22 protein-coding genes, 1 tRNA gene and 1 pseudogene are annotated in these 26,439 nt (G+C 59.2%); 16 read left to right on the plus strand and 8 right to left on the minus strand.

Annotation, left to right across the window (positions count from 1 at the left end; all coding sequences use genetic code 11):
- Positions 1-6: 6 nt before the first annotated feature.
- The 4 genes from SPL01S_RS08960 to selB all read left to right on the plus strand — a co-directional run bounded on the left by SPL01S_RS08960 (position 7) and on the right by selB (position 4,594).
- Complete coding sequence (locus SPL01S_RS08960; RefSeq protein ID WP_062869136.1) at positions 7-648, plus strand: DcrB/PsbP domain-containing protein; 642 nt, start codon at positions 7-9, stop codon at positions 646-648.
- Between the two features lie 35 nt (positions 649-683).
- A complete protein-coding gene (locus SPL01S_RS08965) occupies positions 684-1,289 on the plus strand; it encodes a glutathione S-transferase (protein WP_063198907.1) in 606 nt (201 codons plus the stop codon).
- A 69-nt stretch (positions 1,290-1,358) separates the two neighbouring features.
- Complete coding sequence (selA, locus tag SPL01S_RS08970; RefSeq protein WP_063198909.1) at positions 1,359-2,750, plus strand: L-seryl-tRNA(Sec) selenium transferase; 1,392 nt, start codon at positions 1,359-1,361, stop codon at positions 2,748-2,750.
- On the plus strand, positions 2,747-4,594 hold the full coding sequence (gene selB / locus SPL01S_RS08975; protein WP_063198911.1) for a selenocysteine-specific translation elongation factor: 1,848 nt from the start codon (positions 2,747-2,749) through the stop codon (positions 4,592-4,594). Before selA ends, selB begins: the two co-directional genes overlap by 4 nt.
- 476 nt (positions 4,595-5,070) lie before the next feature.
- On the opposite strand, the gene SPL01S_RS08980 is transcribed toward selB, so the two are convergent.
- Positions 5,071-6,318 carry an MFS transporter gene (locus SPL01S_RS08980; RefSeq protein ID WP_063198913.1) on the minus strand — a complete coding sequence of 416 codons (1,248 nt, stop codon included), beginning with the start codon at positions 6,316-6,318 and terminating at the stop codon, positions 5,071-5,073.
- Between the two features lie 344 nt (positions 6,319-6,662).
- Between SPL01S_RS08980 and SPL01S_RS08985 the strand changes: the two genes are divergently transcribed.
- Positions 6,663-7,655 carry an acyltransferase gene (locus SPL01S_RS08985; protein ID WP_063198915.1) on the plus strand — a complete coding sequence of 331 codons (993 nt, stop codon included), beginning with the start codon at positions 6,663-6,665 and terminating at the stop codon, positions 7,653-7,655.
- On the opposite strand, the gene SPL01S_RS08990 is transcribed toward SPL01S_RS08985, so the two are convergent.
- From SPL01S_RS08990 to tnpA, 4 genes are all read right to left on the minus strand, one after another.
- On the minus strand, positions 7,650-8,573 hold the full coding sequence (locus SPL01S_RS08990) for a GlxA family transcriptional regulator (protein WP_063198917.1): 924 nt from the start codon (positions 8,571-8,573) through the stop codon (positions 7,650-7,652). The genes SPL01S_RS08985 and SPL01S_RS08990 overlap by 6 nt on opposite strands.
- Positions 8,573-9,127 (minus strand): cysteine hydrolase family protein, encoded by a 555-nt coding sequence (locus SPL01S_RS08995; RefSeq protein WP_063198920.1) that lies wholly within the window; start codon positions 9,125-9,127, stop codon positions 8,573-8,575. The genes SPL01S_RS08990 and SPL01S_RS08995 overlap by 1 nt, the downstream gene beginning before the upstream one ends.
- 99 nt (positions 9,128-9,226) lie before the next feature.
- Complete coding sequence (locus tag SPL01S_RS09000) at positions 9,227-10,621, minus strand: amidohydrolase family protein (protein ID WP_063199141.1); 1,395 nt, start codon at positions 10,619-10,621, stop codon at positions 9,227-9,229.
- Positions 10,622-10,749: 128 nt separating this feature from the next.
- Positions 10,750-11,175, minus strand: coding sequence for an IS200/IS605 family transposase (tnpA, locus tag SPL01S_RS09005; RefSeq protein ID WP_063198922.1), 426 nt, complete (start codon positions 11,173-11,175; stop codon positions 10,750-10,752).
- 56 nt (positions 11,176-11,231) lie between these two features.
- Between tnpA and SPL01S_RS09010 the strand changes: the two genes are divergently transcribed.
- A complete protein-coding gene (locus SPL01S_RS09010) occupies positions 11,232-12,401 on the plus strand; it encodes an RNA-guided endonuclease InsQ/TnpB family protein (RefSeq protein ID WP_063198924.1) in 1,170 nt (389 codons plus the stop codon).
- 131 nt (positions 12,402-12,532) lie between these two features.
- Here the strand turns inward: SPL01S_RS09010 and xylB are convergent, their stop codons facing one another.
- Together xylB and xylA are read right to left on the minus strand one after the other, a co-directional pair.
- Positions 12,533-13,984: a xylulokinase gene (gene xylB / locus SPL01S_RS09015; protein ID WP_063198926.1), complete on the minus strand. Its 1,452-nt coding sequence runs from the start codon at positions 13,982-13,984 to the stop codon at positions 12,533-12,535.
- A gap of 47 nt (positions 13,985-14,031) precedes the next feature.
- Positions 14,032-15,351: a xylose isomerase gene (xylA, locus tag SPL01S_RS09020; RefSeq protein ID WP_063198928.1), complete on the minus strand. Its 1,320-nt coding sequence runs from the start codon at positions 15,349-15,351 to the stop codon at positions 14,032-14,034.
- 344 nt (positions 15,352-15,695) lie between these two features.
- On the opposite strand from xylA, the gene xylF reads away from it, so the two are divergent.
- From xylF to SPL01S_RS09050, 6 genes are all read left to right on the plus strand, one after another.
- The gene (xylF, locus tag SPL01S_RS09025; protein WP_063198930.1) at positions 15,696-16,691 is read left to right on the plus strand and encodes a D-xylose ABC transporter substrate-binding protein; all 996 of its coding nucleotides are present in this window, start codon (positions 15,696-15,698) and stop codon (positions 16,689-16,691) included.
- Positions 16,692-16,720: 29 nt separating this feature from the next.
- Entirely contained in the window at positions 16,721-18,262 is a 1,542-nt protein-coding gene (locus tag SPL01S_RS09030) for a xylose ABC transporter ATP-binding protein (protein WP_063198933.1), read from the plus strand.
- Positions 18,240-19,424, plus strand: a complete 1,185-nt coding sequence (gene xylH / locus SPL01S_RS09035) for a xylose ABC transporter permease XylH (RefSeq protein WP_063198936.1) — start codon at positions 18,240-18,242, stop codon at positions 19,422-19,424. The genes SPL01S_RS09030 and xylH overlap by 23 nt, the downstream gene beginning before the upstream one ends.
- Before the next feature lie 96 nt (positions 19,425-19,520).
- Positions 19,521-20,699 carry a D-xylose utilization transcriptional activator XylR gene (gene xylR / locus SPL01S_RS09040; RefSeq protein ID WP_063198939.1) on the plus strand — a complete coding sequence of 393 codons (1,179 nt, stop codon included), beginning with the start codon at positions 19,521-19,523 and terminating at the stop codon, positions 20,697-20,699.
- Positions 20,700-20,760: 61 nt separating this feature from the next.
- Complete coding sequence (locus SPL01S_RS09045) at positions 20,761-21,381, plus strand: nucleotidyltransferase domain-containing protein (RefSeq protein WP_063198943.1); 621 nt, start codon at positions 20,761-20,763, stop codon at positions 21,379-21,381.
- The gene (locus SPL01S_RS09050; RefSeq protein ID WP_062869151.1) at positions 21,332-21,772 is read left to right on the plus strand and encodes a HEPN domain-containing protein; all 441 of its coding nucleotides are present in this window, start codon (positions 21,332-21,334) and stop codon (positions 21,770-21,772) included. The genes SPL01S_RS09045 and SPL01S_RS09050 overlap by 50 nt, the downstream gene beginning before the upstream one ends.
- 6 nt (positions 21,773-21,778) lie before the next feature.
- On the opposite strand, the gene SPL01S_RS09055 is transcribed toward SPL01S_RS09050, so the two are convergent.
- Positions 21,779-22,633, minus strand: a complete 855-nt coding sequence (locus tag SPL01S_RS09055) for a LysR family transcriptional regulator (RefSeq protein WP_063198947.1) — start codon at positions 22,631-22,633, stop codon at positions 21,779-21,781.
- A gap of 126 nt (positions 22,634-22,759) precedes the next feature.
- Here SPL01S_RS09055 and SPL01S_RS09060 point away from each other — a divergent pair, with 126 nt between their 5' ends.
- From SPL01S_RS09060 to SPL01S_RS25675, 4 genes and pseudogenes are all read left to right on the plus strand, one after another.
- Positions 22,760-23,959 carry a cyanate transporter gene (locus SPL01S_RS09060; RefSeq protein ID WP_063198950.1) on the plus strand — a complete coding sequence of 400 codons (1,200 nt, stop codon included), beginning with the start codon at positions 22,760-22,762 and terminating at the stop codon, positions 23,957-23,959.
- Positions 23,960-24,035: 76 nt separating this feature from the next.
- The gene (locus SPL01S_RS09065) at positions 24,036-25,382 is read left to right on the plus strand and encodes an esterase-like activity of phytase family protein (protein WP_063198954.1); all 1,347 of its coding nucleotides are present in this window, start codon (positions 24,036-24,038) and stop codon (positions 25,380-25,382) included.
- A gap of 101 nt (positions 25,383-25,483) precedes the next feature.
- Positions 25,484-25,578 (plus strand) — tRNA-Sec (locus SPL01S_RS25205).
- 30 nt (positions 25,579-25,608) lie between these two features.
- Positions 25,609-26,434, plus strand: a pseudogene (locus SPL01S_RS25675) (tyrosine-type recombinase/integrase); the annotation flags it as partial.
- Between the last annotated feature and the right edge of the window lie 5 nt (positions 26,435-26,439).

The following is a 26,439-nucleotide window of genomic DNA, read 5'->3' on the forward strand; positions in this document are numbered from 1 at the left end:
GGGACGATGTTGAAGACCATTGCGAAACTCACGGCGGTCGCCGTTCTGGCGATCGGGCTGTCGGCCTGTGACAACAAGGAAGACACCAAACCGGCAGTACCTAAGCCGGACCCCAAGCCGATCGTGACGCAGCCCATTGCGCCGCCACCGCCACCGGTGGAAAGCGAGCCTGTGGGGCTGAAGGTATCGCTGCAAAGGGGTAACGTGACCTTTTTACTGCCGGCGGGGTTTAGCGATCAGACCCAGAACAGCGGCATCGTCAACGACAGCAAATCCACCATTCAGCGTTTCCTCGACGGCAAGACACGCCAGAGCACCGTCTCCTCCGAAGTGGTCCCGCCTGATGACATGAAGCTCAACACCAGCGATAAAATGCTGAAAGATTTGACGCAAAGCATCATCACCGAGCTGGCCGACCGCTATCAGAATATCAAGACCACCAAAGAAGAGAACTTCAGCGTCGGTAAGCAGAAGTTCCATCGGCTGGATACCGAGCAAAGCGTCAATGGGCAAAAGGTACTCTCCACCTTTGTGCTGACGGTATTGAATAAAAGGGTGGTGACGTTGCAAATGCTGTCACCGGCCAAAACGCCGGAGGCGCACCAGGCGCTGGTTCAGCGGATTATCGACACGCTGGTGGTGAAATAACAACGCTGTGATTCGACAGCTCGGGGGGAAGACGGATGAAGCTGATTGGCAGTTATACCAGCCCTTTTGTACGCAAGATTTCCGTGATGTTGCTGGAAAAGGGGATCGCGTTCGAATTCGTTAACGATCCGCCGTATGAGCCGGGCAGCCGGGTGGTGGAGCTGAATCCGCTCGCCAAGGTGCCGGTGCTGGTGGCCGATGACGGCGTGGCTTATTACGACTCGCGTGTCATTGCCGAATACCTCGAACTGCTTCCCGCCGTCCCGGCATTTTTGCCCGCCGATCGCACGGCTGCGCTGCGCATTCGCCAGGTGGAAGCGCTGGCCGACGGCGTAACCGAAGCCGCCGCCACGCTGTTTCGCGAGAGCAAACGCGCGCCGGAAAAACAGGACGAAAACTGGATACTGCGCCAGCGCGACAAGCTGACGCACGGGCTGGACGCACTGGAGAGGCTGGCGCAGGAAAAGACGCTGCTGAACGCCGCCGAGCTGACGTTGGCGGACATCGCTACCGGCTGCGCGCTGGGCTACCTCAATTTCCGCCGCATCATGCCTAACTGGTGCGTCGAACGGCCTGCGTTGATCAAACTGGCCGAGCGGCTGTTTGCCCGCGAAAGTTTTGCCCGCACTTCACCCCCCTGAATTCCCTCACCCCGCTTTGGCGGGGAGTTTGTTTTATGCCGCATCCTCACACAAAAAAACCGAGCGACCATGAGCACTGAATCCCACCTTCTTTACAGCCAGTTACCCGCCATCGACCGCCTGCTGCACGATCCCGCTATCGAACCGCTGGTGGCCCAATACGGCCAGACGCTGATTAGCGATCTGCTGCGCGAATTGCAGTTGCAGGCGCGTGAGACGATCAAGCAGCAGCAGCGGCTGCCCGATTGGTGCAGCGACTGGCCGCAGGCGCTCAGCGCCGGTTTGGCGCAACGGCAGCGTTCGGCGCTGACGCCGGTCTTCAATCTCAGCGGCACCGTGCTGCACACCAACCTTGGCCGTGCCCTGCTGGCGCAACCGGCAATCGACGCGGTGAGCCATTCGATGGGGGCGGCGGTGACGCTGGAATACGATCTGGACGGCGCCGGGCGCGGGCATCGCGATCGCGCCGTGGCGGATTTACTGTGCCGCCTGACCGGTGCGGAAGATGCCTGCATCGTCAATAACAATGCGGCGGCCGTGTTGCTGATGCTGGCGGCGATTGCGCCCGGCAAGGACGTGGTGGTGTCGCGCGGTGAGCTGGTGGAAATCGGCGGCGCGTTCCGCATCCCCGACGTGATGCGCCAGGCGGGCTGCCGGCTGGTTGAGGTCGGCACCACTAACCGTACCCACCTGAAAGATTACCGCAACGCCATCAATGAACAAACCGGACTGCTGATGAAGGTGCATACCAGCAACTACAGCATCCAGGGCTTTACCGCCGCGGTGGATGAAGCCGAACTGGCGCAGCTTGGCGCCGAATATGGCGTGCCGACCGCCACCGATCTGGGCAGCGGTTCGCTGATTGATATGGCGCAGTACGGCCTGCCGGCCGAGCCGATGCCGCAGCGGCTGCTGGCCGCCGGGGTGGATCTGGTGACTTTCTCCGGCGACAAGCTGCTGGGCGGCCCGCAGGCCGGGATTATCGTCGGTAAAAAGGCGCTGATCGCCCGGTTGCAGCAGCATCCGCTTAAACGCGCGCTGCGTGTCGGCAAGCTGACGCTGGCGGCGCTGGAAGCCACGCTGCGTCTCTACCAGCAGCCTGAATGGTTGGTGGAGCGACTGCCGACACTGCGGCTGCTGACCCGCCCGCAACAGGCGATGCAGGCCGCAGCCGAACGCTTGCTGCACACGCTGGAACCGCAGTTTGGCGAACGTTTCCAACTGCGCGCCGAACCGTGCTGGTCGCAGATTGGCAGCGGCTCGCTGCCGGTGGACAGGTTGCCCAGCTACGCATTGACCTTTACGCCGCTCGACGGCCGTGGGGCGACGCTGGAAGCGCTGGCAGAACGCTGGCGCCGCCTGCCGCAGCCGGTGATCGGCCGAATTAACGACGGCCGGCTGTGGCTGGATCTGCGCTGCCTTGAGCAGGAACAAGCGCTGATCGAGGCGTTAAACGCATGATTATCGCCACTGCCGGCCATGTCGATCATGGCAAAACCACCCTGTTGCAGGCGATCTCCGGGATCAACGCCGATCGCCTGCCGGAAGAAAAACGCCGCGGCATGACCATAGATCTGGGCTATGCCTACTGGCCGCAGCCCGACGGCCGGGTGCTGGGTTTTATCGACGTGCCCGGCCATGAAAAATTCCTCGCCAATATGCTGGCGGGCATCGGCGGCATCGATCATGCGCTGCTGGTGGTGGCCTGCGACGACGGCGTGATGGCGCAAACGCGTGAACATTTGGCGATCCTGCGGCTGAGTGGGCGCCCGGCGCTGACGGTGGCATTGACCAAGGCCGATCGGGTGGACGAAACGCGGGTTGACGAGGTGCGGCGGCAGGTCAGCGATGAACTGGCGCGGCAGGGCTGGCCCGATGCGCCGCTGTTTGTCACCGCAGCGGTGCGGGATCGGGGGATTGACGCCCTGCGCGCGCATCTGCTGGCGTTACGGCCTGATGAGCATGCGCTGACGCGCCGTTTCCGGCTGGCGGTAGACCGCGCCTTCAGCGTGAAAGGGGCGGGTCTGGTCGTCACAGGTACAGCGTTGGGCGGGCAGGTGGCGGTAGGGGATACGCTGTGGCTGACCGGTGCGGACGCTCCGGTGCGGGTACGCGGCCTGCATGCGCAGAATCAACAGGTTGAGCAGGCGCAGGCCGGGCAGCGCATCGCACTGAACATCAGCGGTGACGTCAGCAAAGAGCAGGTGGCTCGCGGTGACTGGTTGTTGGCGAAAAAGCCGTTGCAGGCGGCAGAACGCATTCTGGTGGCGCTGGATCTCGACCAGCCGATCAAGCATTGGCAACCGCTGCATCTGCATCACGCCGCCAGCCATATCACCGGCCGGATTGCGTTATTGAATGAACAGCTGGCGGAGCTGATCCTCGATCGCCCGCTGTGGCTGGCGGACAACGATCGGCTGGTGCTGCGCGATATCGGCGCCCGCCAGACCCTGGGCGGCGCACGGGTGCTGAGTTTGACGACGCCGAAACGCGGTAAACGCCAGCCGGATTACCTTGCCTGGTTGGCGGCATTGGCGCAAGCCGGCGACGATCGCCAGGCGCTGGCGCTGCACCTGCCCAACGGGCCGCTGGATCTGGCGATGTTCGCCTGGGCGCGGCAACTGACCGAAGGCGGTCTGGCCGAGCTGTTGGCGGACCATGAATGGCTGATTGCCGGCGAGTGGGCACTGGCGCAGGAGAATGCACAGCAGGGCCAACAGCGCTTGCTGCAAGTCCTGTTCGAGTATCACCAGCAGCATGCCGATCAGCTTGGGCTGGGGCGAGCGCGTCTGCGGCGCATGGCGTTGCCTTCATTGCCTGAAGCGCTGGTATTTATGATGATCGATCGGTTGCTGGCTGCCGGAAGCGTGCGTAATACGCGCGGCTGGCTGCACTTGCCGGAGCATGGCCTGGCGTTCAGCGCGGAAGAACAGAGTCTGTGGAGCCGTATTGCGCCGCTGTTCGGTGACGAAGCCTGGTGGGTGCGCGATTTGGCCGCAGAATTGGGCGAAGAAGAGGCCCCCGTGCGGGCGACGCTGCGTAAAGCCGCTCAGTTGGGGCATGTCACTGCGGTGGTGGTGGACCGTTATTATCTCAGCCGTCGTATCGAACAGTTCGCTGCGCTTATCCGCGAGCTGGATGCAACGCAGGGCAGCACCAACGCCGCGGATTTCCGCGACAGGCTCGGCGTCGGCCGCAAGCTGGCGATCCAGGTGCTGGAGTTTTTCGATCGCAGCGGCTTTACCCGCCGCAAAGGCAATCAACATCTGCTGCGCGATGGCGGGCTGTATACCCGTCATACTTGAAGCTGCCTCTGCGTTGGCTGCGAGCACTCACCCCAGTCACTTACTTGAGTAAGCTCCTGGGGACTCATGCTCTTGCCGCGTTACTCGGCAAAGCCTCGCCCCGTTGGGGCCAGCGCAAGCGCTGTTCAACAAAGCCGTGGCTTTGTTGTGATGCAACTCCAATTATTTTGGGTATAGCCGTGTATTTTGATTAAATCGCGAGGTCATCAGGATGAATACTGAAGGTTTATCACCACTGTTCGTAAGAAAAGATGATGAAAAGTATGACGGGCCTGTGCGAGAGAAAGAACAGAGGTGCTTGACGCTAGAGGCACTTCGTGACGTTGAACAGATGAATTTTATCAGCCATGAGGCGGTACTGGCATGGGCTATAAGTTTGAGAACTGATTCATCTGACTGATAGTGTTAAATCCAGTGTAAATCTTGAAACACGGAAAGAGATATCGTCTCTTCCCGTGTCGTTAGCTCGGCGCTCGTTACAGCGCTTCGTTAGGCGCAGGCGTTGCGTCGCCGCTGCGGCGTTTGCCGAGGAACAGCGCCACCAGCGCCAGCCAGCACAGGCCGCTGATCAGGTTAAACAGGTTGAACAACCCGCTGCCGCCCCAGACATAGGCCACTTTCGCCAGCTCGATACCGACGGTAAACACCAGCATGCTCAGCATGCCCATGGTGGCGGAGACCGTCCCTTTGCTGACGGCGCTTGAGAACAGCGTCAGGCGGTACAGCCCGGCGTTGGCCAGCCCGATACCGAAGGCGTACAGGCTCAGCCCGGCGGTCATCCACAGATAGGCGTGGCTGGAGAACAGCGTCGCCAGCGCCGCGACCAGCAGCCCCAGCATCATAGGTACCGCGCCCAGCTTGATCAGGCGTTCCACGCTGTTTTTACCGGTCATGCGGGCCAGCGTCAGGTTGCCGAGGATCAGCGCGCCGAACACCGGGATCTGCAACAGGCCGTAATCCAGCGTCGACAACGATTCACCGCTGATCAGGATCACCGGCGACTGGGCAATCCAGGCCAGCAACGGCAGGCTGGCAAAACCTATGGCCAGCGCCCCGCAAACAAAGCGGCGGTTGCTCAGTACCTGGCGATAGTCGCGCCACAGGTTGGCGGCCGAGAATTTATCGCCCTGCAGCGAGGCGGTTTCCGGCATCGCCTTCCACAGGCCATAAAAGGCGATCGCCGCCAGCGCCGCGAACAGCACGAACATGCTCTGCCACGGCGCGACGTGGATCAGCGCAGCCCCGGCCAGCGGCCCGAGCAGTGGGGCGATCAGCGCCACGTTGGCCATCAGCGCGGTGATTTTTATGCACACCGATTCCTCGAAGGATTCCTGTATCGTGGCGTAGCCGACCGCGCCGATAAAGCACAGGCCAATACCCTGCAGGAAACGCATAAAGATAAACTGCTCGATGTTGGTCACCAGCAAAATGGCCAGACAGGCGACGATAAAGAACGCCACGCCGGCCAGCATCACCGGGCGGCGGCCACGTCGATCCGACAGCGGGCCGAGCAGCCATTGCAAGAAAATACCGCCGGCCAGATAGGCGGTCATGGATGTCGGCACCCACTCTTCGCCGGCGTTGAACTCCGCCACCACCGCCAGCATACCGGGCTGGATCATATCGTTGGCGATATAGGTGGCAAATTCGAACAGCACCAGACAAAGAGGGAATAAAAGCGCCTGTCGGCCCAAGCGTGCCGCAGGTGGTAATGTCGTTTTCATATTTATAGTACTGATAGTGAAGAAGAAAAAAGGAACTGCCAGGGCGGGAAGCGCAAACTGAGCGAGTTATGGCGGCTATTTTGCCGCCAATTGTTCACCTTAGCAACGATAAGGTGTTGTTTCAGCACATTCTGATATTTCGCTTTTGGGTTGTCGCCGCGGCCCGTGCTCTATACCCTAAATAATTGGAGTTGCATCCAGGCGGCAAGCGCGCTCATCCTCAGGAGCTTAGTAAACTAAGTGACTGGGGTGTGCGGGCGCAGCCAACACAGATGCAGCTTCAAGTATGACGGGTATATAACCTCTTATTAACAGATCAATATGACACAACGTCGGGCACCGTTTTGAGCACTAAAATTGGCTGGATAGATAACCTGCGCGCGGTGGCGTGCATGATGGTGGTGATGATCCACGCCACCACCTATTACGTCACCAACGGCTTGGCGGTGGGGGAACATAACTGGGACATCGCTAACGTGCTGAACGGCATGTCGCGCGTGTCGGTGCCGCTGTTTTTCATGATTTCCGGCTATCTGTTTTTCGGCGAGAAAAGCGCCGGCAAAAAACATTTCATCCGTATCGGCTGCTGCATCCTGTTCTACAGCCTCATTGCGCTGGCCTATATCGCGGCCTTCACCAAAATCGGCTTCTGGCCGTCGCTGCGCGGCATGCTGCAAAAACCGGTGTTTTATCACCTGTGGTTCTTCTATGCGATTGCGGTGATTTACCTGCTCTCGCCGCTGATCAGCGTCAAACCGGTCTCGCGCCGTTATCTGGCCGGGGTACTGGTGATCCTGGCGGTGATTGCCAACCCCAATACCGGTGCGGTGACCCTCGGCAACGCTCACCTGCTGCCGGTCAATCTGTATATCTACGGCGACACTTTCTATTACCTGCTGTACGCGCTGGCCGGGCGGGCGATTGGCATGATGGACACCGGGCGGCGCGGCATCAGCTGGCTGGCGGCGCTGGGCTTTGTACTCAGCGTGGCGCTGATTGTGCGCGGCACCAAAAGCCAGATGTTCATCAACGGCAGCTTTGCCGATACCTTTTACATCTACTGCGGCCCGCTGGTGTTTATCGCGGCGGTATCGCTGCTGGTGTGGTTTAAGAACTGCCTGCCGGATCCGATCGGCTGGCTGAGCGTTTTTTCCCGCCATTCGCTGGCGATCTACGGTTTTCACGCCATTATCGTCAACTTTATGCGCAGTCGGCATCTTGAACTCACCGCTTATCCGCTGCTGGATATCTTCTGGGTATTCGGTGTGGCGCTGGCGCTCAGCCTGCTGCTGTCGATGGGGCTGCAAAAGCTGGACGTTCGAAGGCTGGTGTCATAACGGGTTTTGCCCGCGCTGTTGCGCGCGCCGCAGCTGGCGGCCGGATGAGAACCCGGCCGCCAGCGCCGCTTTCTCAAGCCCGTAGCCTTGTTGCAGCCGCTGTTGCGCGACCGCCAGCCGCAGCTGTTCATGATATTCCCGCACGCTGATGCCGATATGGCTGCGGAACAGCCGCGCCAGATGGCGGCTGCTGACGTGGGCTTTTTCCGCCACCTGCGGCACTGACCATTCGGCCTCCGGCTCGGCGGCCATCACGTCTTGGGCGCGGTGGACCGCCGGGTGCAAATGATTGCGATAGCGCAGCCACGGCGAAAGCTGCGGGTCGTCGCCGGAACGACGGAAATACACCACCATTTCGCGGGCGACTTCCGTCGCCCGGGTTGCGCCGCACTGGCGGTTAATCAGGTGCAGCGCCAGATCGATACCGGCGGTAATGCCGGCGCTGGTGTAGACGCTGCGGTCTTCGACAAAAATGCGGTTTTCTTTCACCAGCGCCGCCGGTGCCTGCAAGCGCATACGTTCGAGCACGTCATGGTGAGTGGTGCACTGGTAGCCGTCGAGCAAGCCGGCCTGCGCCGCCAGCAACGCGCCGGAACACACGCAGACCAGCGTGATGCGGCGGCTTTGCAGATCGGGTTGCAGCGCCGCCAGCCAGCGGCGGGCCTGTTCGGCTTGCGGGGTGGCAAAGTAGCGCGCCGAATCGCTGACTCCCGGCACCACCAAAATCGCGCCGTCTTCCAATCGGGCAGGCAGCGGTTCCAGCCGGCTCAGCGTCATGCCGATGGAGCAGGTTATCTGCGGCTCCGGGCCGATGTAATGCAGGCTGAACGTTCCGGCCAGGCGCAGGGTTTCGGCCGGGCCGCTGACGTCCAGCGACAGCACCTGGGGCAGCATCAGAAAGTAGACGGCCTGCGGCATTATGACTCCTGTGACAGTTGCGCCAGCACCTCATCCACGCTGGCGAGCTGGGCGAAACGGTCGACCAGCACCGTCTCAGTATGCCGCTTGAGCTGTTCGGTGGTAAAGATCTGGCCGTTGGGGTGTTGCATCGGGAATGTCAGGGTCGCCTCGGTGACGAAGGTCACCCGATAGCCGAGATCGCTTGCCACGCGGGTGGTGGTTTCGCAGCATTGCTCGGTACGAATGCCGGAGATAATCAGGTGGTTGATCTCCCGTTCACGTAGCCAGGCATCCAACCCGGATTCGGTCAGCGCGTTATGCACATGTTTGTGCAGGGTAACGTCCGCCTGGTGGCTGAGGAACGGCAGACGCTGCACAAAACCGGACGCCAGCGAGAATGGCCCCTGCGGGGAAACGTGGAACACGTCGACCAGCGCCACGCCCTGCCGGCGGCAGCCTTCAATTAATCTTGTGATCGCCTGCTGGAAAGCGGGCAGATCGTCCTCTTGCCAGAAAGGGCGATGCTGGAATGATTGCTGAACATCGATGATCAATAATGCGCTATGTGACATTTTCGGCCTCCGCCTGTGGGGTATAACGCCATACTGCGCCGTTATCCTGCAGGGAAGAAGGCCAAAAACGGCCATCATGATGGCATCAGCGGACCAGCATCAGGCTTTGCTGACCTGGCCGGCGACCAGACGCCCCCGATGGAAGGTGGCGCGGCGTGCGGGCAGGCGGGCCACCGCCTCGGCGGAACAACTGGCGTCGATCAACACGAACTCCGCGCTGTCGCCGGCTTTGGGCCATGCGCGTTGGCCTTTGTCGTTCAGCGGCAGCACGCCGCCGGTGGAAATGGCCAGGGCGCGCGACAGATGGAACTCATCCGAACCGCGATACAGCTGGGCGTAGAGATTGGCTTTTTCCAGAATGTCGCCGGTGCCGAACGGCGACCAATGGTCGATCACGCTGTCGGTTCCGGTCATCACAAATACCCCTTTTTCACTGAGCTGCGGCAGCGGCATCATCAGCCCGCCGATCGGCACCGTGGAGGCGAGGGTGATTTGCTGCGCCGCCAGGCGGGTGGCGGTTTCCGCCAGCTCATTCGGGTTCAGCGTGGTCAGGGCGAACGCGTGGCTGAGGGTGACCTTACCGCGCAGCGCCGGGTTTTTTTCTACGGTGGCGATCATGTAGTTAATCGCCGCTACCCCGGCGGGGCTGGTTTCATGCAGGTGGATGTCGACGCCTTTGCCGGTGTCGAGCGCAATCTGGAACATCGCGTCCAGCGACGCCTCCATTGCCCCGTCGACGTTGGTCGGATCCAGCCCGCCGACATACTGCACGCCCATCTGCATGGCCTCGCGCATCAAGCCGTCGACCTTAGAATGCAACAGGCCGTGCTGCGGGAAGGCGACGATTTCGCAGCTGAAATCCGCCTGGTGGTTTTCCAGCGCACGTTGCAGGTGCTCCAGGCTTTTCAACCCGCTGACCGGATCGATATTGCAGTGGCTGCGCGCCACGGTGCTGCCTTTGGATTGCAACAAGGCGATCAGGTTTTCCGCGCGCTGCTGCGAGGTCGGCAGCAGCTTGGGGATCAGCGTTTGTTCCAGCGCGATCATGTCCATGATGGTTTTGCCCTGGCGTGGGCGCGGTGCCTGCCACGGGCCGCTGTAGAAGGTTTTGTCCAAATGGATGTGCATGTCGCGGAACGCCGGCAGCAGCAACTGACCCTGCGTCTGATAACGCGGCACGCCCGCGATCGGCGCCGCATCCGCCGCATGGATGGCGGCGATGTTGCCGTCTTTGATTTCCAACTGGTAGAGCGCGGTGCGGGTGCCGATCACCGTATCGCCATCGTATTCGAAACCCTCCTCCAGCCGTACGTCGCTCAGCACGTAGTGATGGTCGGTCAGGGTCATGGGTTTGGCCTCCGACGCACAGTGGCCGCCAGCCTGCGGTGCGGCCTGCGCCACGCCGCCGGTCAGCCCGATCACCGCACAGGCGGTGGTGAGCTTGCCAGTTTGGCTGAGGAAAGCTCTGCGGCTTTGTTGTTGGGTTTTTTCCACGTTCAGTTCCTTAATCCAGAGGTGAGGTGCGTCAAAAAACATCCACCAATTTAGCAAAATTCGCCGTAAACCCTCGCCCAGTGCGGGCGGGGATATAAGGCGAAAAGCCCGAAGGGCTTTAGGGCTGGCTACTCCGCAGTATTCTGGCTGAGCACGTACGCTTTGAGCGTTTCTATCGTGGCTCCACCTGCGCTACAGGCAAAGTAAGAACGTGGCCACAGCAGCCCGGTTTTGCTCGGCATACGTAAATGTGTGTTTTGCTGTCGAAGCAGGCGCGACGATACCGATTTTAAATTATTGACCATCACGCTGACTGCCAGTTTGGGTGGATAGGCTACCAGCAGATGGACGTGATCTCGTTCTCCGTCCATCTCGATAATGTCGCATTCAAGCTTTGCTGCGGCTGAACCAAAAGCCTCGCGTAGCTGAGCGATCATCTGTTCGTCAAATAGCCTGCGTCGATACTTTGTCGTAAAGATCAGATGCACGACCAGTTTACTTACACTATGGCGTTTTCGAAGAAAGCCCTCAAGGGATCCATGATGATTACTCAATTGATATTCGAACTTAACATGTTAAAATAAATAGAATATTCCAACGAGCGCTGATTGTGTTAAGAGCCACGAAAGTACGCGTATATCCGACACCAGAACAGGCTGAATTTCTCAATGGTCAGTTCGGCGCGGTTCGTTTCGCGTACAACAAAGCTCTGTGCATTAAGCAACACGCCTACCAGCGGCACGGTGTTAATTTAAACCCACGTAAAGACCTTAAACCGCTGCTTGCTGTAGCGAAAAAATCTCGCAGATATGGATGGCTAAAAGTGTATGACGCCATTGCGTTGCAGCAGGCGGTAATAAATCTGGATGTTGCTTTTTCCAACTTTTTTAACCCGAAACTGAAAGCCCGTTTCCCCGCGTTCAAGCGCAAACATGGCAGGCAGTCCAGCTATCACTGTGTTGGCATAAAAGTGCTTGATGCCGCGATAAAAATCCCGAAAATCCCGCCGATTGAAGCGCGTTTACATCGTGAAATTACCGGTGCGTTGAAAAGCATAACATTGAGCCGCAGCGCAACCGGGAAATACTATGCTTCGCTACTCTGTGATGACGAGATGGAAGCGCCCGCGAAGCCAACATTGATATCAAATATCACTGGTCTGGATATGGGGCTGACGCATTTCGCCATCAAATCGGACGGTAATAAGATTGCCAATCCGCGCCACCTTATCAACGCCAGTCACAATCTGCGGCGGAAGCAGAAAGCGCTTTCTCGTAAGAAAAAGGGTAGCGCCAACAGGCGTAAAGCTCGTATACAGCTTGCAGCAGTTCACGAACGGGTAGCCAATGCTCGTGCCGATTTTCAACACAAACTATCTCGCGCAATTGTTGACGAAAACCAAGCGGTAGTTGTCGAGACGCTAAAAGCGGCAAATATGATGAAAAATCGCAGACTGGCACGCTCTATTGGGGACGCAGGCTGGGCTGGATTCATCACTAAACTGGAATACAAAGCGGCAGAAACAGGTGTTCATCTGGTGAAGCTGGATCAATGGTTCGCCAGCTCGAAAACCTGCCATTGTTGCGGGCATAAAATGCCGGAAATGCCGCTCCACAAACGGCTCTGGCAATGTCCGGAATGCGACACAGAGCACGATCGGGATCTCAACGCAGCACTGAATATCAAACAGCAAGGAATATTTGAACTACAGGCGGCGGGACTCGTCGTTTCTGCCCACGGAGGCCTGCGTAAATCCGTCGCACAGACGGTTGCGGCCTAGGAAGTGGGAAGTCTCGCCCGACAGGGCGGGGAGCAGTCACGAGAGGAACCCGCAGGTTGGCAGCGACATTTGCCACTGGCGGCTATTCGATTTGGTAATAATGAGGGGGCAGGGTTACTGCCCCCTGGGCGTTACATCAGCGGCAACAAACAGGTATACAACTCGCGGAACGTGCTGCGCCGCGCGGCGTAGTGCCGATGGCGTTCGGCATCCGGTTCGTGCAGCTGTTCCAGCGGCAATTCGGGCAGCAGGTCGCTCAGCGGGCGCTGCGGATTCAGGGCGATCTGCGCCAGACGCGCGGCCCCCAGCGCCGGGCCGACGTCGCCGCCGGTGCGGTATTCCAGCCGTTGGCCGCTGATATCCGCCAGCATCTGCCGCCAGAACGGGCTGCGTGCGCCACCGCCGATCAAGGTGATGCTCGAAGGTTGCAGGCCGCTGGCGTGCAGCACGTCCATGCCGTCCGCCAGGGCAAAACCGACGCCTTCCAGCACCGCCCGCGCCAGATCGTTTGGCCCGTGCTGGTGAGTGAGCCCCCAGAACGCCCCTTTGGCGTTGGGATTGTTGTGCGGCGTGCGTTCGCCGGAAAGGTAAGGCAAAAACCACAGCGGGGCTTCCGCCGGAGGGGCTTGTTCGACGTTGCGCAGCAGGGTGGTGACGCTGTCGACGTTGGTCAGTTTGCAGACCCAGTCCAGGCAGGAGGCGGCGCTGAGCGTCACCGACATCAGGTGCCAGGTGTCGGGCAGCGCATGGCAGAAGCTGTGCACCGCGCTGGCCGGGTTGCTGAGAAAGCCGTCGCTGACCGCAAAGTAAACGCCCGAGGTGCCGAGCGACAGCATGGCTTGCCCGGCCTGATACAGCCCTACGCCGATCGCCCCGGCGGCATTGTCGCCGCCACCGGCCACCACCGGCACCGGCGGCATGCCCCAGCGCCTTGCCAGCTCGGTGTGGGTCTGACCGGTGATTTGATTGCCTTCGAACAGCTGCGGCATGTGGCGGCGCGACAGGCCGCAGGCGGCCAGCATCTCGTCGCTCCAGTCGCGCTGCGCTACGTTCAGCCACCCGGTGCCTGCGGCGTCCGACATATCGCCGGCGAATTCGCCGGTCATGCACCAGCGCAGATAATCTTTGGGTAACAGCACCTTATCGATCTGGCTGAACAGGTGCGGTTCGTGCTGTTGCACCCACAGCAGCTTGGGTGCGGTAAAGCCGGGCATCATCAGGTTGCCGGTAATTTGCCGCGATTGCGGCACCGCCCGCTCCAGCGCCTGGCACTGCGCGGCGCTTCTGCCGTCGTTCCACAGAATGGCCGGGCGCAGCACCCGTTGGCGGTCATCCAGCAGCGTGGCGCCGTGCATCTGGCCGCTGAGGCCAATGGCCTTCACCTGTTGCAGACTGTGCTGCTTGCCCAGCGCCAGCATGGCGCGATCGGTGGCGTGCCACCAGTCCTGCGGCGCCTGTTCTGACCACAGGGGATGAGGGCGGGAGATGGGCAGCGCTTCACTCTGGCTGGCGAGCAGTTGGCCCTGCTCACCGAGCAAAATGATTTTTACGCCGGAGGTGCCGAGATCGATGCCGATGTACATGATTGAGATCCTTTAAAACGCGGCGGACGGTGCGCCGCGCGGGTCAGTTAACCGAACAGGTAGCGGTTCATCAGGTTCTCAAGCTGTTCCTGACGGCCGCTGGCGTGCTGCGGCGCCAGTGCATGTTGTTCAGCGTACTGCGCCAGGGCTTCCAGCGACAGTTTGCCCTGCAAAATTTGCTGGCCCAGCTCACCGTTCCAGCCGGCGTAACGTCGGGCGACCTGCTGAGGAAGCTGGCCGTCGGCGGTCATCCTGGCCGCCACTTTCAGCGCCAGCGCCATCGTGTCCATCGCACCGATATGGCCGTAGAACAGATCGTATTTGTCGGTGCTTTGGCGGCGGACCTTGGCGTCGAAGTTCAGGCCACCGGTGGTGAACCCGCCGGCCTTGAGGATTTCGAACATCACCAGGGCGTTCTCCTCCACGCTGTTGGGGAACTGGTCGGTATCCCAGCCCAGCTGCGGATCGCCGCGGTTGGCGTCGACCGAGCCGAAGATACCGAGCGCGATGGCGGTGGCGATTTCATGGTGGAAGGAGTGCCCGGCCAGGGTGGCGTGGTTGGCCTCGATATTGACCTTGATCTCCTTCTCCAGCCCGAACTGCTTCAGGAAGCCGTACACCGTGGCGACGTCGTAGTCGTACTGGTGCTTGGTGGGTTCCTGCGGTTTGGGTTCGATCAGCAGCGTGCCCTGGAAACCGGTTTTGTGTTTGTGCTCCACCACCATTTGCATAAAGCGGCCAATCTGCTCGCGCTCCTGGCGCAGATCGGTATTCAGCAGGGTTTCGTAACCTTCGCGCCCGCCCCACAGCACGTAGTTCTCGCCGCCCAGTCGATGAGTGGCGTTCATGGCGGTGAATACCTGCGTGGCCGCCCAACTGAACACTTCCGGATCCGGGTTGGTGGCCGCGCCTGCGCCGTAGCGCGGATGGGTAAAGCAGTTGGCGGTGCCCCACAACAGCTTCACGCCGCTGCTTTGCTGTTTTTCCGCCAGCACGTCGGTCATCACCGCAAAGTTATTCAGATACTCTTTCAACGAAGCGCCTTCCGGCGACACGTCGACGTCGTGGAAGCAATAGTAAGGCACGTTCAGCTTGTGGAAGAATTCGAACGCCACGTCGGCCTTGCGTTTTGCCAGCGCCAGCGCATCGCCCGGTTGCTGCCAGGGCCGATCAAAGGCGCCGACGCCGAACATGTCCGCGCCGTTCCAGCAGAAGGTGTGCCAGTAACAGGCGGCGAAGCGCAGGTGATCGGCCATACGTTTGCCGAGCACCAACTCATCGGGATTATAGTGGCGGAAAGCCAGCGGGTTATTGCTGTCGGGGCCTTCGTAGCGAACTTGCTCAAGCTGATCAAAATAGGATTGCATTTTCGACTCCTGGGTAGCGATGCCCGGTTTACGGGATGCATTTATCTTCGGAGTTAGAACCCTGTGGCTCAATTACGTTATTTCACTCTTAAATTCACAGAATTATTAAATGTGCGGTAGATCTCATAATAGGGCGTTTAAGCGCGTTTCATTTGAATTTTATGGTGCGCGAAGGTTTTTTTCAGGGGGAAAGCATGACCGCCATCATAAAAATAACATTAAACCAAAAAACATAATTCGCCGGTAAAAATCTGTAATTGCCGAACAGTAAATAACCGACAACAATCCTTAACCAGTTCGTTTCAATTATTGCCCTTACACATTAAATAACAAAGGTATATAAGATGAAATTAAAACCCCTGTTCCTTTCGGTCTGCGCGCTGCTGGCGCTGGCCAGCCAACCGGCCCTGAGCAAAGAAATCAAAATCGGCATGGCGATCGACGATCTGCGTCTGGAGCGCTGGCAAAAGGACCGCGACATTTTCGTCAGCAAAGCCAAAACATTGGGGGCGGACGTCTTCGTTCAATCGGCCAACGGCAATGAAGAAACCCAGATGGCGCAGATAGAAAACATGATCAACCGCGGCGTCGACGTGTTGGTGATCATTCCCTATAACGGCCAGGTGCTGAGCAACGTCATCAGCGAGGCCAAGCGGGAAGGCATTAAGGTATTGGCCTACGATCGCATGATCAATAACGCCGATATCGATTTCTATATCTCCTTCGATAACGAAAAGGTCGGTGAACTGCAGGCGCAAAGCCTGGTGCAGCGGGTGCCGCAGGGGAATTATTTCCTGATGGGCGGTTCACCGGTGGATAACAACGCCAAACTGTTCCGTCAGGGCCAGATGAAGGTGCTGCAACCCTTGATCGACAGCGGGAAAATCAAGGTGGTGGGCGATCAGTGGGTTGATGGCTGGCTGCCGGAAAACGCATTGAAAATCATGGAAAATGCGCTGACCGCCAACAGCAATCATATCGACGCCGTGGTGGCCTCCAACGACGCGACCGCCGGCGGGGCGATCCAGGCGCTGGCCGCACAGGGGTTGGCGGGCAAGGTGGCCATTACCGGCCAGGACGCCGATCTGGCAGCGGTGAAGCGCATCATGGCCGGTACCCAGACCATGACGGTCTACAAGCCGATCAGCAAGCTGGCCGATGAGGCGGCGAGCATTGCTGTGCAACTGGGCAAAGGCGAAAAACCCAAATCCAACGCGACCCTGAATAACGGCGTCAAACCGGTGCCGGCCTGGTTATTGACGCCGATCCCGGTGGATAAATCGAATATCGACAGCACTATTATTGCCGACGGTTTCCATAAAAAAGCCGATCTTAATTAATACCGATATCCGGTGACGTGGAGGGAATAATGCCCTGCCTATTGGAAATGAAAAATATCACCATGCAATTCGGCGCAGTTAAGGCCGTGGATAATGTCAGCCTGCAACTGGAGGCCGGCCAGGTATTATCGTTATGCGGTGAAAACGGGTCGGGAAAATCCACGCTGATGAAAGTGCTGTGCGGAATATATCCGCACGGCAGTTATCAGGGCGATATTTATTTTTCCGACGATGTGTTAGCGGCAAAAAATATCCGCGACACCGAGAAAAAAGGCATTGCCATCATTCATCAGGAACTGGCGCTGGTGAAACAGATGACGGTGCTGGAAAACATGTTTCTCGGCAACGAACAGTGTCGCCGTGGCGTGATGGATTACGACGCCATGTACCTGCGCTGCCGGCGCATGCTGGCGCAGGTCAAGCTGGAGGTGGATCCCAATACCCGCGTCGGCGAGTTGGGGTTGGGGCAGCAGCAACTGGTGGAGATCGCCAAGGCGCTCAACAAGCAGGTACGGCTGCTGGTGCTGGATGAACCGACGGCGTCGCTGACCGAAAGCGAAACCGCCACGCTGTTGGCGATCATTCAGGATCTGCGCGATCACGGCATCGCCTGCATTTACATTTCGCACAAGCTGAACGAGGTGAAAGCGATCTCGGATCTGATCTGCGTGATCCGAGACGGCAAGCATATCGGCACGCGGCCGGCGGCCGAGATGAGCGAAAAAGACATTATCGCCATGATGGTGGGGCGCGAACTGACCGAGCTGTACCCGCAGCAGGAACATGCGATCGGCGACGTGATTTTGCAGGTGGATAACCTGACCGCCTGGCACCCGGTGAACCGCCACGTCCGCCGGGTGGATGAGGTGTCGTTCAGCCTGCGGCGCGGCGAAATTCTTGGCGTCGCCGGGTTGGTCGGCTCCGGCCGTACCGAGACCATGCAGTGCCTGTTCGGCGTTTATGCCGGCCGCTGGCAGGGCAGCATCCGCATTAACGGCCAGCCGACCGTTATCGATAATTGCCGACAGGCGATGCGCCACGGCATCGCCATGGTGCCGGAAGACCGCAAGCGCGACGGCATTGTGCCGGTGATGGGCGTCGGGGCGAATATGACGCTGGCGGCGCTGAGCGATTTCAGTGGCGCATTGACGGTGATCGACGACGCGCAGGAGCAGGCGACCATTCGCCAGTCGCTGGCGCAGCTGAAGGTGAAAACGTCGTCACCCGAGCTGGCGATCGCCAGGCTGAGCGGCGGTAACCAGCAGAAGGCGATTTTGGCCAAATGCCTGCTGCTGAAGCCGAAAATCCTCATTCTTGATGAGCCGACCCGCGGTATCGATATCGGCGCAAAACAGGAAATCTATAAATTAATCAATCAGCTGGTACAGCAAGGTATCGCGGTGATCGTGGTGTCTTCGGAACTGCCGGAAGTGCTGGGCCTCAGTGACCGCGTGTTGGTGATGCATCAGGGGCGTATCAAGGCGTCGCTGGAGAACCGGGGTTTGACCCAGGAACAGGTGATGGAAGCCGCATTGAGGAGTGAAACAGATGTCGAAAAGCACGCAGTCTGACGCGATAGTGCAGGAAATCGCCGAGAAAAAGCCCATCCTGAAGCTGAAATCCATCAATTTTCAGGTGCTGGTGATGCTGGCGGCGATCGCCGTCATTATGCTGTTCTTTACCTTTACCACCGAGGGCGCCTATCTCAGCGCGCGCAATGTCTCCAACCTGCTGCGCCAGACGGCGATTACCGGCATTTTGGCGGTGGGCATGGTGTTCGTGATTATTTCGGCGGAGATCGACTTGTCGGTCGGTTCGATGATGGGGCTACTGGGCGGGGCGGCGGCGATTTTTGACGTCTGGCTCGGCTGGCCCCTGCCGCTGACTATTGTGGTGACGCTGCTGGCCGGCCTGTTGCTGGGGGCCTGGAACGGCTGGTGGGTGGCGTACCGCAAGGTGCCGTCGTTTATCGTCACGCTGGCGGGCATGCTGGCCTTTCGCGGCATTCTGATCGGTATCACCAACGGCACCACGGTCGCGCCGACCAGCGGCGCCATGTCGCAGATCGGCCAAAGCTATCTGCCGAGCGGTTTGGGTTTTGGCATCGGCGCCGTCGGGTTGATGCTGTTCGTTGCCTGGCAATGGCGGCGACGCAGCCGACGTGCGCAGCTCGGGCTGCCGGTGGCCGCCGCGACCGGCGACGTGACCCGGCAAAGCCTTCTGGCGGTGGTGGTGCTGGGGGCCATTTATCTGCTCAATGATTACCGCGGCGTACCTACGCCGGTACTGATCCTCACCGCGCTGATGCTGGCGGGGATATTTATGGCTACCCGCACCGCTTTTGGCCGCCGGATTTATGCCATTGGCGGCAATATCGACGCCGCGCGCCTGTCGGGGGTCAATGTCGAACGCACCAAGCTGGCGGTGTTCGCCATCAATGGCTTGATGGTGGCGATTGCCGGGCTGATCCTCAGTTCGCGGCTGGGCGCCGGCTCGCCGTCGGCGGGCAATATCGCCGAGCTGGATGCCATCGCCGCCTGCGTGATTGGCGGCACCAGCCTGGCCGGCGGCATCGGCAGCGTAGCCGGCGCGGTGATGGGGGCGTTTATCATGGCGTCGCTGGATAACGGCATGAGCATGCTGGACGTGCCGACCTTCTGGCAGTACATCGTCAAGGGCGCGATCCTGCTGCTGGCGGTGTGGATGGACTCTGCCACCAAGCGCCGGGCATAAGAATCGCGCTTGAGCTCACAGTTATGAGTTGACGTCTGCTGCTCTCGCAGAGGGTTATGTTATCCCAGAGAGCAGTTTATTTATCGGGGATGCCGCATGTTCGCGAAGCGCTTTCGCATTACGTTACTGTTCAACGCCAATAAAGTGTATGACCGCCAGGTGGTCGAGGGCGTCGGCGAGTATTTACAGGCTTCACAGTGTGACTGGGACATCTTTATCGAAGAGGATTTTCGCTGCCGTATCGACAACATCAAGGACTGGCTGGGTGATGGGGTGATCGCCGATTACGACGATCGCGAGATTGAGCGGTTGCTGCATAACGTCAATGTGCCGATCGTCGGCGTTGGCGGCTCCTATCACTGTGAAGAGGACTACCCGCCGGTGCACTATATCGCCACCGATAATCAGGCGCTGGTGGAGGCGGCGTTTATGCACCTGAAGGAGAAGGGGATCAATCGCTTTGCCTTTTACGGCCTGCCGGCGGAAGGCGGCAAACGCTGGGCGCAGGAGCGCGAACAGGCTTTCCGCCAGCGGGTGGCGGCGGAGCAATATCAGGGCGTGGTGTATCAGGGCATGGCTACCGCGCCGGAGAACTGGCAGTACGCGCAGAACCGGCTGGCGGATTGGGTGCAGACCCTGCCGCAGCAGACCGGCATCATCGCCGTGACCGACGCGCGGGCGCGCCATTTGCTGCAGGTGTGCGAGCACCTGGATATCGCGGTGCCGGAGAAACTCTGCGTGATCGGCATCGATAACGAAGAGCTGACGCGCTACCTGTCGCGGGTGGCGCTGTCGTCGGTGGCGCAGGGCACTCGCCAGATGGGTTACCGCGCCGCCAAACTGCTGCATCAGTTGCTGGACCACCGCGAACTGCCGCTGCAACGTATCCTGGTGCCGCCGGTGAAGGTGATTGAACGCCGCTCCACCGATTTCCGCTCGCTGCGCGATCCGGCGGTGATTCAGGCCATGCATTACATCCGTCATCACGCCTGCAAGGGCATCAAGGTTGAGCAGGTGCTGGATGCGGTCGGCATGTCGCGTTCCAACCTGGAAAAACGCTTCCGGGACGAGACCGGCGAAACCATCCACCATATGATCCATCAGGAAAAGCTGGAGCGCGCCCGTAATCTGCTGACGGCGACCTCGCTGACCATCAACGAGATCTCCCAGATGTGCGGCTACCCGTCGCTGCAATATTTCTATTCGGTATTCAAAAAAGGCTATGACGCAACGCCCAAAGAGTACCGCGAACGCCACGGTGAAACCGGGTATTAGTTGCCTTTTTGTAGCCTTAAAGGCTACATTCGTAGCCAATAAAGCTACATAAAGAGGCGTTATGTCCCATCCTCTGCTCGACATCCTGTTCAGCGAATATCGGCGAAAAGTGCTAAGCCTGCTGCTAACTCAGCCGGAGCAAGCGTTTCATGTGCGTGAAATTGCGCGCCGGACCGCAACTCAGGCCGGCACTCTGCATAAAGAGTTGAATAAACTGGCGCAGGGCGGCATTTTGCTCAGGCAGCAACAGGGGAATCAAATTTGTTACAGGGCTAATCCCGATTGCCTGATTTTTACTGAGCTGGCGGCCGTTTTCCGCAAAACTTCCGGGATTGTCGGGTGTTTGCAACAGGCCTTGTCCGGGCTCGACGCCGAGCTTGAGTTGGCCTTTGTTTTTGGCTCAATCGCCAGTGGTAAAGCTAATGCAGACAGCGACATAGATGTTTTGATCGTCGGCGATGTGCCTTTCACGGAGATTATCAACACTTTTTATCCGCTACAGGAGACGCTGGGCAGGGAAATTAACCCTAAGTTGTACTCTTCAGCAGAATGGCGGTTGGCTTTGGCTGAGGGTTCTGCGTTTATTCAGGACATTATGAATAAACCGCAATTATGGATTTTGGGAGACAAGGATGACATTGGACAATTTGGTCGGCATCGGCCTGGAGGCGATACCGCCTGATTCGGGCGCTATTAGAAAATTACTCTCCGCCGCTGCACGTAATAGGCGGGATGCCAGTATTACGCAGCTCAGCAATGAAAGCCGTTTTGACACGGCGTATAAAGCGGTCATGCAAATGGCCAATGCGGCTTTGCAGGCGCAAGGCTTTCGGACGTTGACCAGTAAACCAGGCCATCACCAGATTGTGATTCAATCATTGCCGCTTACGGTGGGGATCCCCCGTGAAACCATGATTTGTCTGGATACTTTGCGAAAACAACGCAACATTGCGGATTATTCAGGTGATTTGGTCACAGATGCGGCGGTGCAGGCTTGTCTGGAACAGGCCGAGGCATTATGGCTGGCGGTCAATGACTGGCTTCGACTCAAACATCCCCAGCTTTTGGAATAATGTCCCTCAAACCAACCCGCAGAACGCCCTTAGCCGCTCGGCCAGCGCCGGGGTGGCGGCGGGTGCGCTGTCGCGGTAGTAAAGCGCCAGCTCGAAGCTGCCGACCGGCGGTAACCCTTCGGCGATGCCCAGCACCCGGTGGCTCGGTAACCGGCAGCCGGCCGGCAACAGGGTGACGCCCAACCCGGCGGCGGAGGCGGCGGTGAGTGCCGCCAGGCTGGCGCTGCTGTAGCCGATGCGCCAGCGTTTGCCGAGGTTATCCAACGCCTGACACAGCTCCTCGCGGTACAGGCCATTGAGCGGAAACACCGCCAACGGCACCGGGGATTGTTCGATCGCCGGAAAGGCCAGGCTGTCGAGCCACAGCAGCGGTTCCGGCCTGGCGGCGCGCGGCTGCTGGCTGCGGCGCTGCTTGACCAGGATCAGGTCCAGCTCTTCACGGGCGTAGGCGCTGTGCAGATCGGCGCTCAGACCGCTGGCGACATCGAGGCGCAAGTGTGGGTGCGCACGGCTGAATTCCGCCAGCAGCTCGGTGGTCGGCACCGCGAAATCCTCCGGCATCCCCAGCCGCAATACCCCGTCGCGCCAGATGCCGGTCAGCGCGTCGTGCGCTTCTTCATTCAACGCGATAATCCGCCGCGCATAGCTCAATAGCTTGACGCCCTCTTCGGTCAGCAACACCTGATGGGATGAACGTTCAAACAGTGGCTTGCCGAGCATCTCCTCCAGCCGCCTTACCTGCTGGCTGACGGTCGATTGCGACAGGAACACCCGATCCGCGGCGCGGGTGAAACTGCCGCTGTCGCAGACCGCGACAAAGCTGAGCAATAACTGCGGATTGAACATCGGGTAACGATTCATTTTCCCACTGCCGGCTATTTTATTATTTAATTTCCCAATACTAGCGGCGATGCCTACAGTAACGCAACGCTGTGGCGCACAGGCTGTGACGCTGCACTCTTCATCCCGCAAGACCAGGATTATGCCGTGTTAAATCATTCCGTTTCCCCCGCCACCCCGCGCCACGGGTTTACCCCGCTGCTGTGGGCGCTGGTGCTGATTGGCCTGAATATGCGGCCCTTGTTGACCTCTGTCGGCCCGCTGCTGCCGACGCTGCGGCAGGCCACCGGGCTGAGCTTTGGCGGCGCTGCGCTGCTGACCACTTTGCCGGTGCTGATGATGGGGCTGATGGCGCTGGCGGGTGGGGTGATCAACCGCCTGTTCAGCGAACGGACCAGCGTGGTGCTGAGCCTGCTGGCGATCGGCCTCGGTGCCGCCTGGCGCGAACTGGCTCCGGGCAGCACGCAACTGATGCTGAGCGCGGTGCTGGGTGGGCTGGGGATTGGGGTGATTCAGGCGGTGATGCCCGGCATTATCAAGCATCACTTTCTCAGGCAGATGGCGTTGGTGGCCGGGCTGTGGTCGGCGGCGCTGATGGGTGGCGGCGGGCTGGGGGCGGCAATAACGCCGTGGCTGATGAGCGCCGGGCATGACTGGCACAGTGCGTTGGCCTGGTGGGCCGCACCGGCGCTGGTGGCGTTGATCGCCTGGTGGCCGGTCAGCCGTGGGCTGGCTCGCCTTGCGCCATCCGGCGCTACTGCCGGTCCAAACCTGTTGTTTAGCCGCCGCGCCTGGTTGCTGGGCGCTTATTTTGGTTTGATCAACGGCGGTTATACCAGCCTGATCGCCTGGCTGCCGCCGTATTACATGCAACTTGGCTGGCAGCCGCAGGCCAGCGGGACGCTGCTGGCGCTGATGACCTTCGGCCAGGTGATTGGCGCGCTGTTGCTGCCGGCGGTGGCGCGGGCGCAGGATCGTCGGCCGCTGTTATGGTTGGCGCTGGCGCTGCAACTGATCGGTTTTATCGGCCTGATTTACCTGCCGCAGACGCTGCCGTGGCTGTGGGTACTGATCGCCGGCCTGGGGCTGGGCGGCGCCTTTCCGCTGTGCCTGGTGCTGGCGCTCGATCATATCCCGCACCCGGCGGCGGCAGGGCGGTTAGTGGCGTTTATGCAGGGCATCGGTTTTCTGTTGGCGGGGGTGACGCCGTATCTTTCCGGCCTGCTGCGCGACTACAGCGGCGGCTTTACGCTGGACTGGCAAATCCATGCGCTGCTGGTGGTGGCGTTAATCGCCATCACCGGGCGTTTTCATCCGCGCAGCTACCGGCAGGCATTTAGCGAATAATATTTCTGTCATTGCGGCTCCCTATAGTGACGTTGCTTTTACCTCGGGGCGATAACAACGATTAGGGAACCATGACATGCACATCACCAAAACCCGTTTGGCGCTGTTGGCAGGATGTATGGCATTAAGCAGTAACCTGTGGGCCGACGCGCAGCCGGCGCAGGCGATCCTGGCCGGGCATGCGCTGCTGCCGGTTAAATCCAGCATCTCCGCGCCACAGGATGCGCCGTCCGATTTACGGCAAAGCGGCAAATACACCAGCGGAAAACGTGTCACCGAATTGGGCAGCGTGGCGGGCAAATCTGCCGATCGCATGACCGGCATCGGCCTGCCGATCAACGGCCAACCCTTGCAGGGCCATTCCGGCATCAAACATATGCCCGACGGCACTTACTGGGTGCTGACCGACAACGGTTTTGGCAGCAAGGCCAACTCGCCGGACGCCATGCTGTATCTTAATCATTACAAAATCGACTTCAGCACCGGCACGGTCACGCCGCTGAAGACGGTATTCCTGCACGACCCAGACCAGAAGGTGCCCTTCCATATCATCAATGAAAGCACCGAAAAACGTTATCTGACCGGCAGCGATTTCGATCCGGAAAGTTTCCAGTTCGCCGACAATGCGCTGTGGATCGGCGATGAATTCGGTCCTTACCTGATCAAGGCCGATCTGGACGGCAAGGTGCTGGCGGTGTTCGACACCAAGGTGGACGGCAAGGTGGTGAAATCGCCGGACAACCCGACGCTGACCCTGCCGGGCGCACCGGACGGCAAACAGAACTTCCAGGTGGCGCGTTCCAAGGGCTTTGAAGGCATGGCGGCGTCACCGGACGGCAGCAAACTCTACCCGCTGCTGGAAGGCGCACTGTGGGACGGCGAGAAGTTTGAAAACGTCGACGGCAAACGCTACCTGCGGGTACTGGAGTTTGACGTGAAACAGCAGGCATGGACCGGCCGCAGCTGGCAATACGTACTGGAAGATAACCAGAACGCCATCGGCGATTTCAATATGATCGACGCCACGCACGGCCTGGTAATTGAGCGCGACAACGGCGAAGGCACGCCGGACAAAGCCTGCGCTGCGGGTGCGCCGACCGACAACTGTTTCAGCCAGGTGGCGAAGTTCAAACGGGTGTATAAAATCGCCTTCTCAGACGCCAACGTCGGCAAACCGGTGGAAAAGCTGGCGTATATCGATCTGCTGAACATTCAGGACCCGAACAAGCTGGCGCGCAAGCCGCTCAATAACGGCGTACTGACCTTCCCGTTCTTCACTATCGAGAATGTTGATGTGGTAGACGACAGCCATATTATCGTCGGCAACGACAATAACTTCCCGTTCTCTTCCAGCCGCCAGCCGAACGTGGCGGACGACAACGAATTTATCCTGCTGGACGTGAAAGATCTGCTGAAGCCTTAACCCCGCCGGCCTCCGGTATCGTTGCCGGGGGCCATCGCTATTCCCTCTTAGCGCTAAGGATAAACTGCGCTATAATCAGCCTCTTGCTTCTGACTCCCGAAGGAAGATCCTCGTCCCCGGTGGGGCGGCCGGACTTCAAATCCGGTTGGGGCCGCCAGCGGTCCTGGGCAGGTTCGACTCCTGTGATCTTCCGCCAACGCTTGTCCTGATAGTTCCCGCAATTGACGCGATCAGCCGTGAATGACACACGAATAAAGCCGACCGGTGGACTCTGGCCTACAGGGAGGAAATAATGCGCACTTTTGAGCAGGATGAGTTTCCGTATATTGGTCAACGCCCCATTGCCGAAATTAAGCCCTTGGCGTTGCTGGAAGTACTGCGACGGTGGGGTATTGGCGAAGACCCGCAAGGTGCGACAGCGCTGCGGAGAGGTCTTCCGCTACGCAATCATTACCGGTAGGGCGGAGTACAATCCAGCACCGGATCTCGCCAGCGTATTAGCTGTGCCCAAGAAAATGCACCATCCGCGAGGAACTGCCTTACTTTATTAAGGGCTTAGAAGAATATACCGGCAGCATCATCACTAAGAATGCAGCAAAGATCATTATGCTGACCGGCATACGCACGCAAGAAATGCACTTTGCCACTTGGGATGAGATCGATCTTGAACGTGCCATCTGGGAAGTGCCTGCCGAACGTATGAAAATGCGTCGTCCGCATATTGTGCCGATCTCTACTCAGGTGGTTGAACTGTTTAAACAGCTACAACCGGTCACTATCCTTACATTTTCATTGGACGAAACAACCGTAGAAAGCCTATAAATAAGGAAAGTGTGAATCAGGTTATAGAGCTGCTGGGATATAAGGGGTGAGCCACCGGTCACGGTTTCAGGCATACGATGTCTACTATCCTTCATGAACAAGGGTTTGATTCCGCATGGATTGAGATGCAACTTGCTCATGTGGATAAGAATGGCATTCGGGGAACTTATAATCATGCTCAATATTTGGAAAAACGCAGGGACATGTTGCAGTGGTATCGTGATTTTTAATAAAG

The sequence above is a fragment of the Serratia plymuthica NBRC 102599 genome (genome assembly GCF_001590925.1).
Classification (GTDB): Bacteria; Pseudomonadota; Gammaproteobacteria; order Enterobacterales; family Enterobacteriaceae; genus Serratia; species Serratia plymuthica.

Coding starts and splice junctions, on each gene's coding strand:
- xylA (WP_063198928.1), bottom strand. CDS start 15,351: ATGCAATCCTATTTTGATCAGCTTGAGCAAGTTCGCTACGAAGGCCCC.
- SPL01S_RS08980 (WP_063198913.1), bottom strand. CDS start 6,318: ATGAAAACGACATTACCACCTGCGGCACGCTTGGGCCGACAGGCGCTT.
- selA (WP_063198909.1), top strand. CDS start 1,359: ATGAGCACTGAATCCCACCTTCTTTACAGCCAGTTACCCGCCATCGAC.
- SPL01S_RS09030 (WP_063198933.1), top strand. CDS start 16,721: ATGCCCTGCCTATTGGAAATGAAAAATATCACCATGCAATTCGGCGCA.
- SPL01S_RS08990 (WP_063198917.1), bottom strand. CDS start 8,573: ATGCCGCAGGCCGTCTACTTTCTGATGCTGCCCCAGGTGCTGTCGCTG.
- xylB (WP_063198926.1), bottom strand. CDS start 13,984: ATGTACATCGGCATCGATCTCGGCACCTCCGGCGTAAAAATCATTTTG.
- SPL01S_RS09055 (WP_063198947.1), bottom strand. CDS start 22,633: ATGAATCGTTACCCGATGTTCAATCCGCAGTTATTGCTCAGCTTTGTC.
- SPL01S_RS08965 (WP_063198907.1), top strand. CDS start 684: ATGAAGCTGATTGGCAGTTATACCAGCCCTTTTGTACGCAAGATTTCC.
- xylF (WP_063198930.1), top strand. CDS start 15,696: ATGAAATTAAAACCCCTGTTCCTTTCGGTCTGCGCGCTGCTGGCGCTG.
- xylH (WP_063198936.1), top strand. CDS start 18,240: ATGTCGAAAAGCACGCAGTCTGACGCGATAGTGCAGGAAATCGCCGAG.
- SPL01S_RS09045 (WP_063198943.1), top strand. CDS start 20,761: ATGTCCCATCCTCTGCTCGACATCCTGTTCAGCGAATATCGGCGAAAA.
- SPL01S_RS09065 (WP_063198954.1), top strand. CDS start 24,036: ATGCACATCACCAAAACCCGTTTGGCGCTGTTGGCAGGATGTATGGCA.
- xylR (WP_063198939.1), top strand. CDS start 19,521: ATGTTCGCGAAGCGCTTTCGCATTACGTTACTGTTCAACGCCAATAAA.
- SPL01S_RS08960 (WP_062869136.1), top strand. CDS start 7: ATGTTGAAGACCATTGCGAAACTCACGGCGGTCGCCGTTCTGGCGATC.
- SPL01S_RS09050 (WP_062869151.1), top strand. CDS start 21,332: ATGACATTGGACAATTTGGTCGGCATCGGCCTGGAGGCGATACCGCCT.
- SPL01S_RS08995 (WP_063198920.1), bottom strand. CDS start 9,127: ATGTCACATAGCGCATTATTGATCATCGATGTTCAGCAATCATTCCAG.
- selB (WP_063198911.1), top strand. CDS start 2,747: ATGATTATCGCCACTGCCGGCCATGTCGATCATGGCAAAACCACCCTG.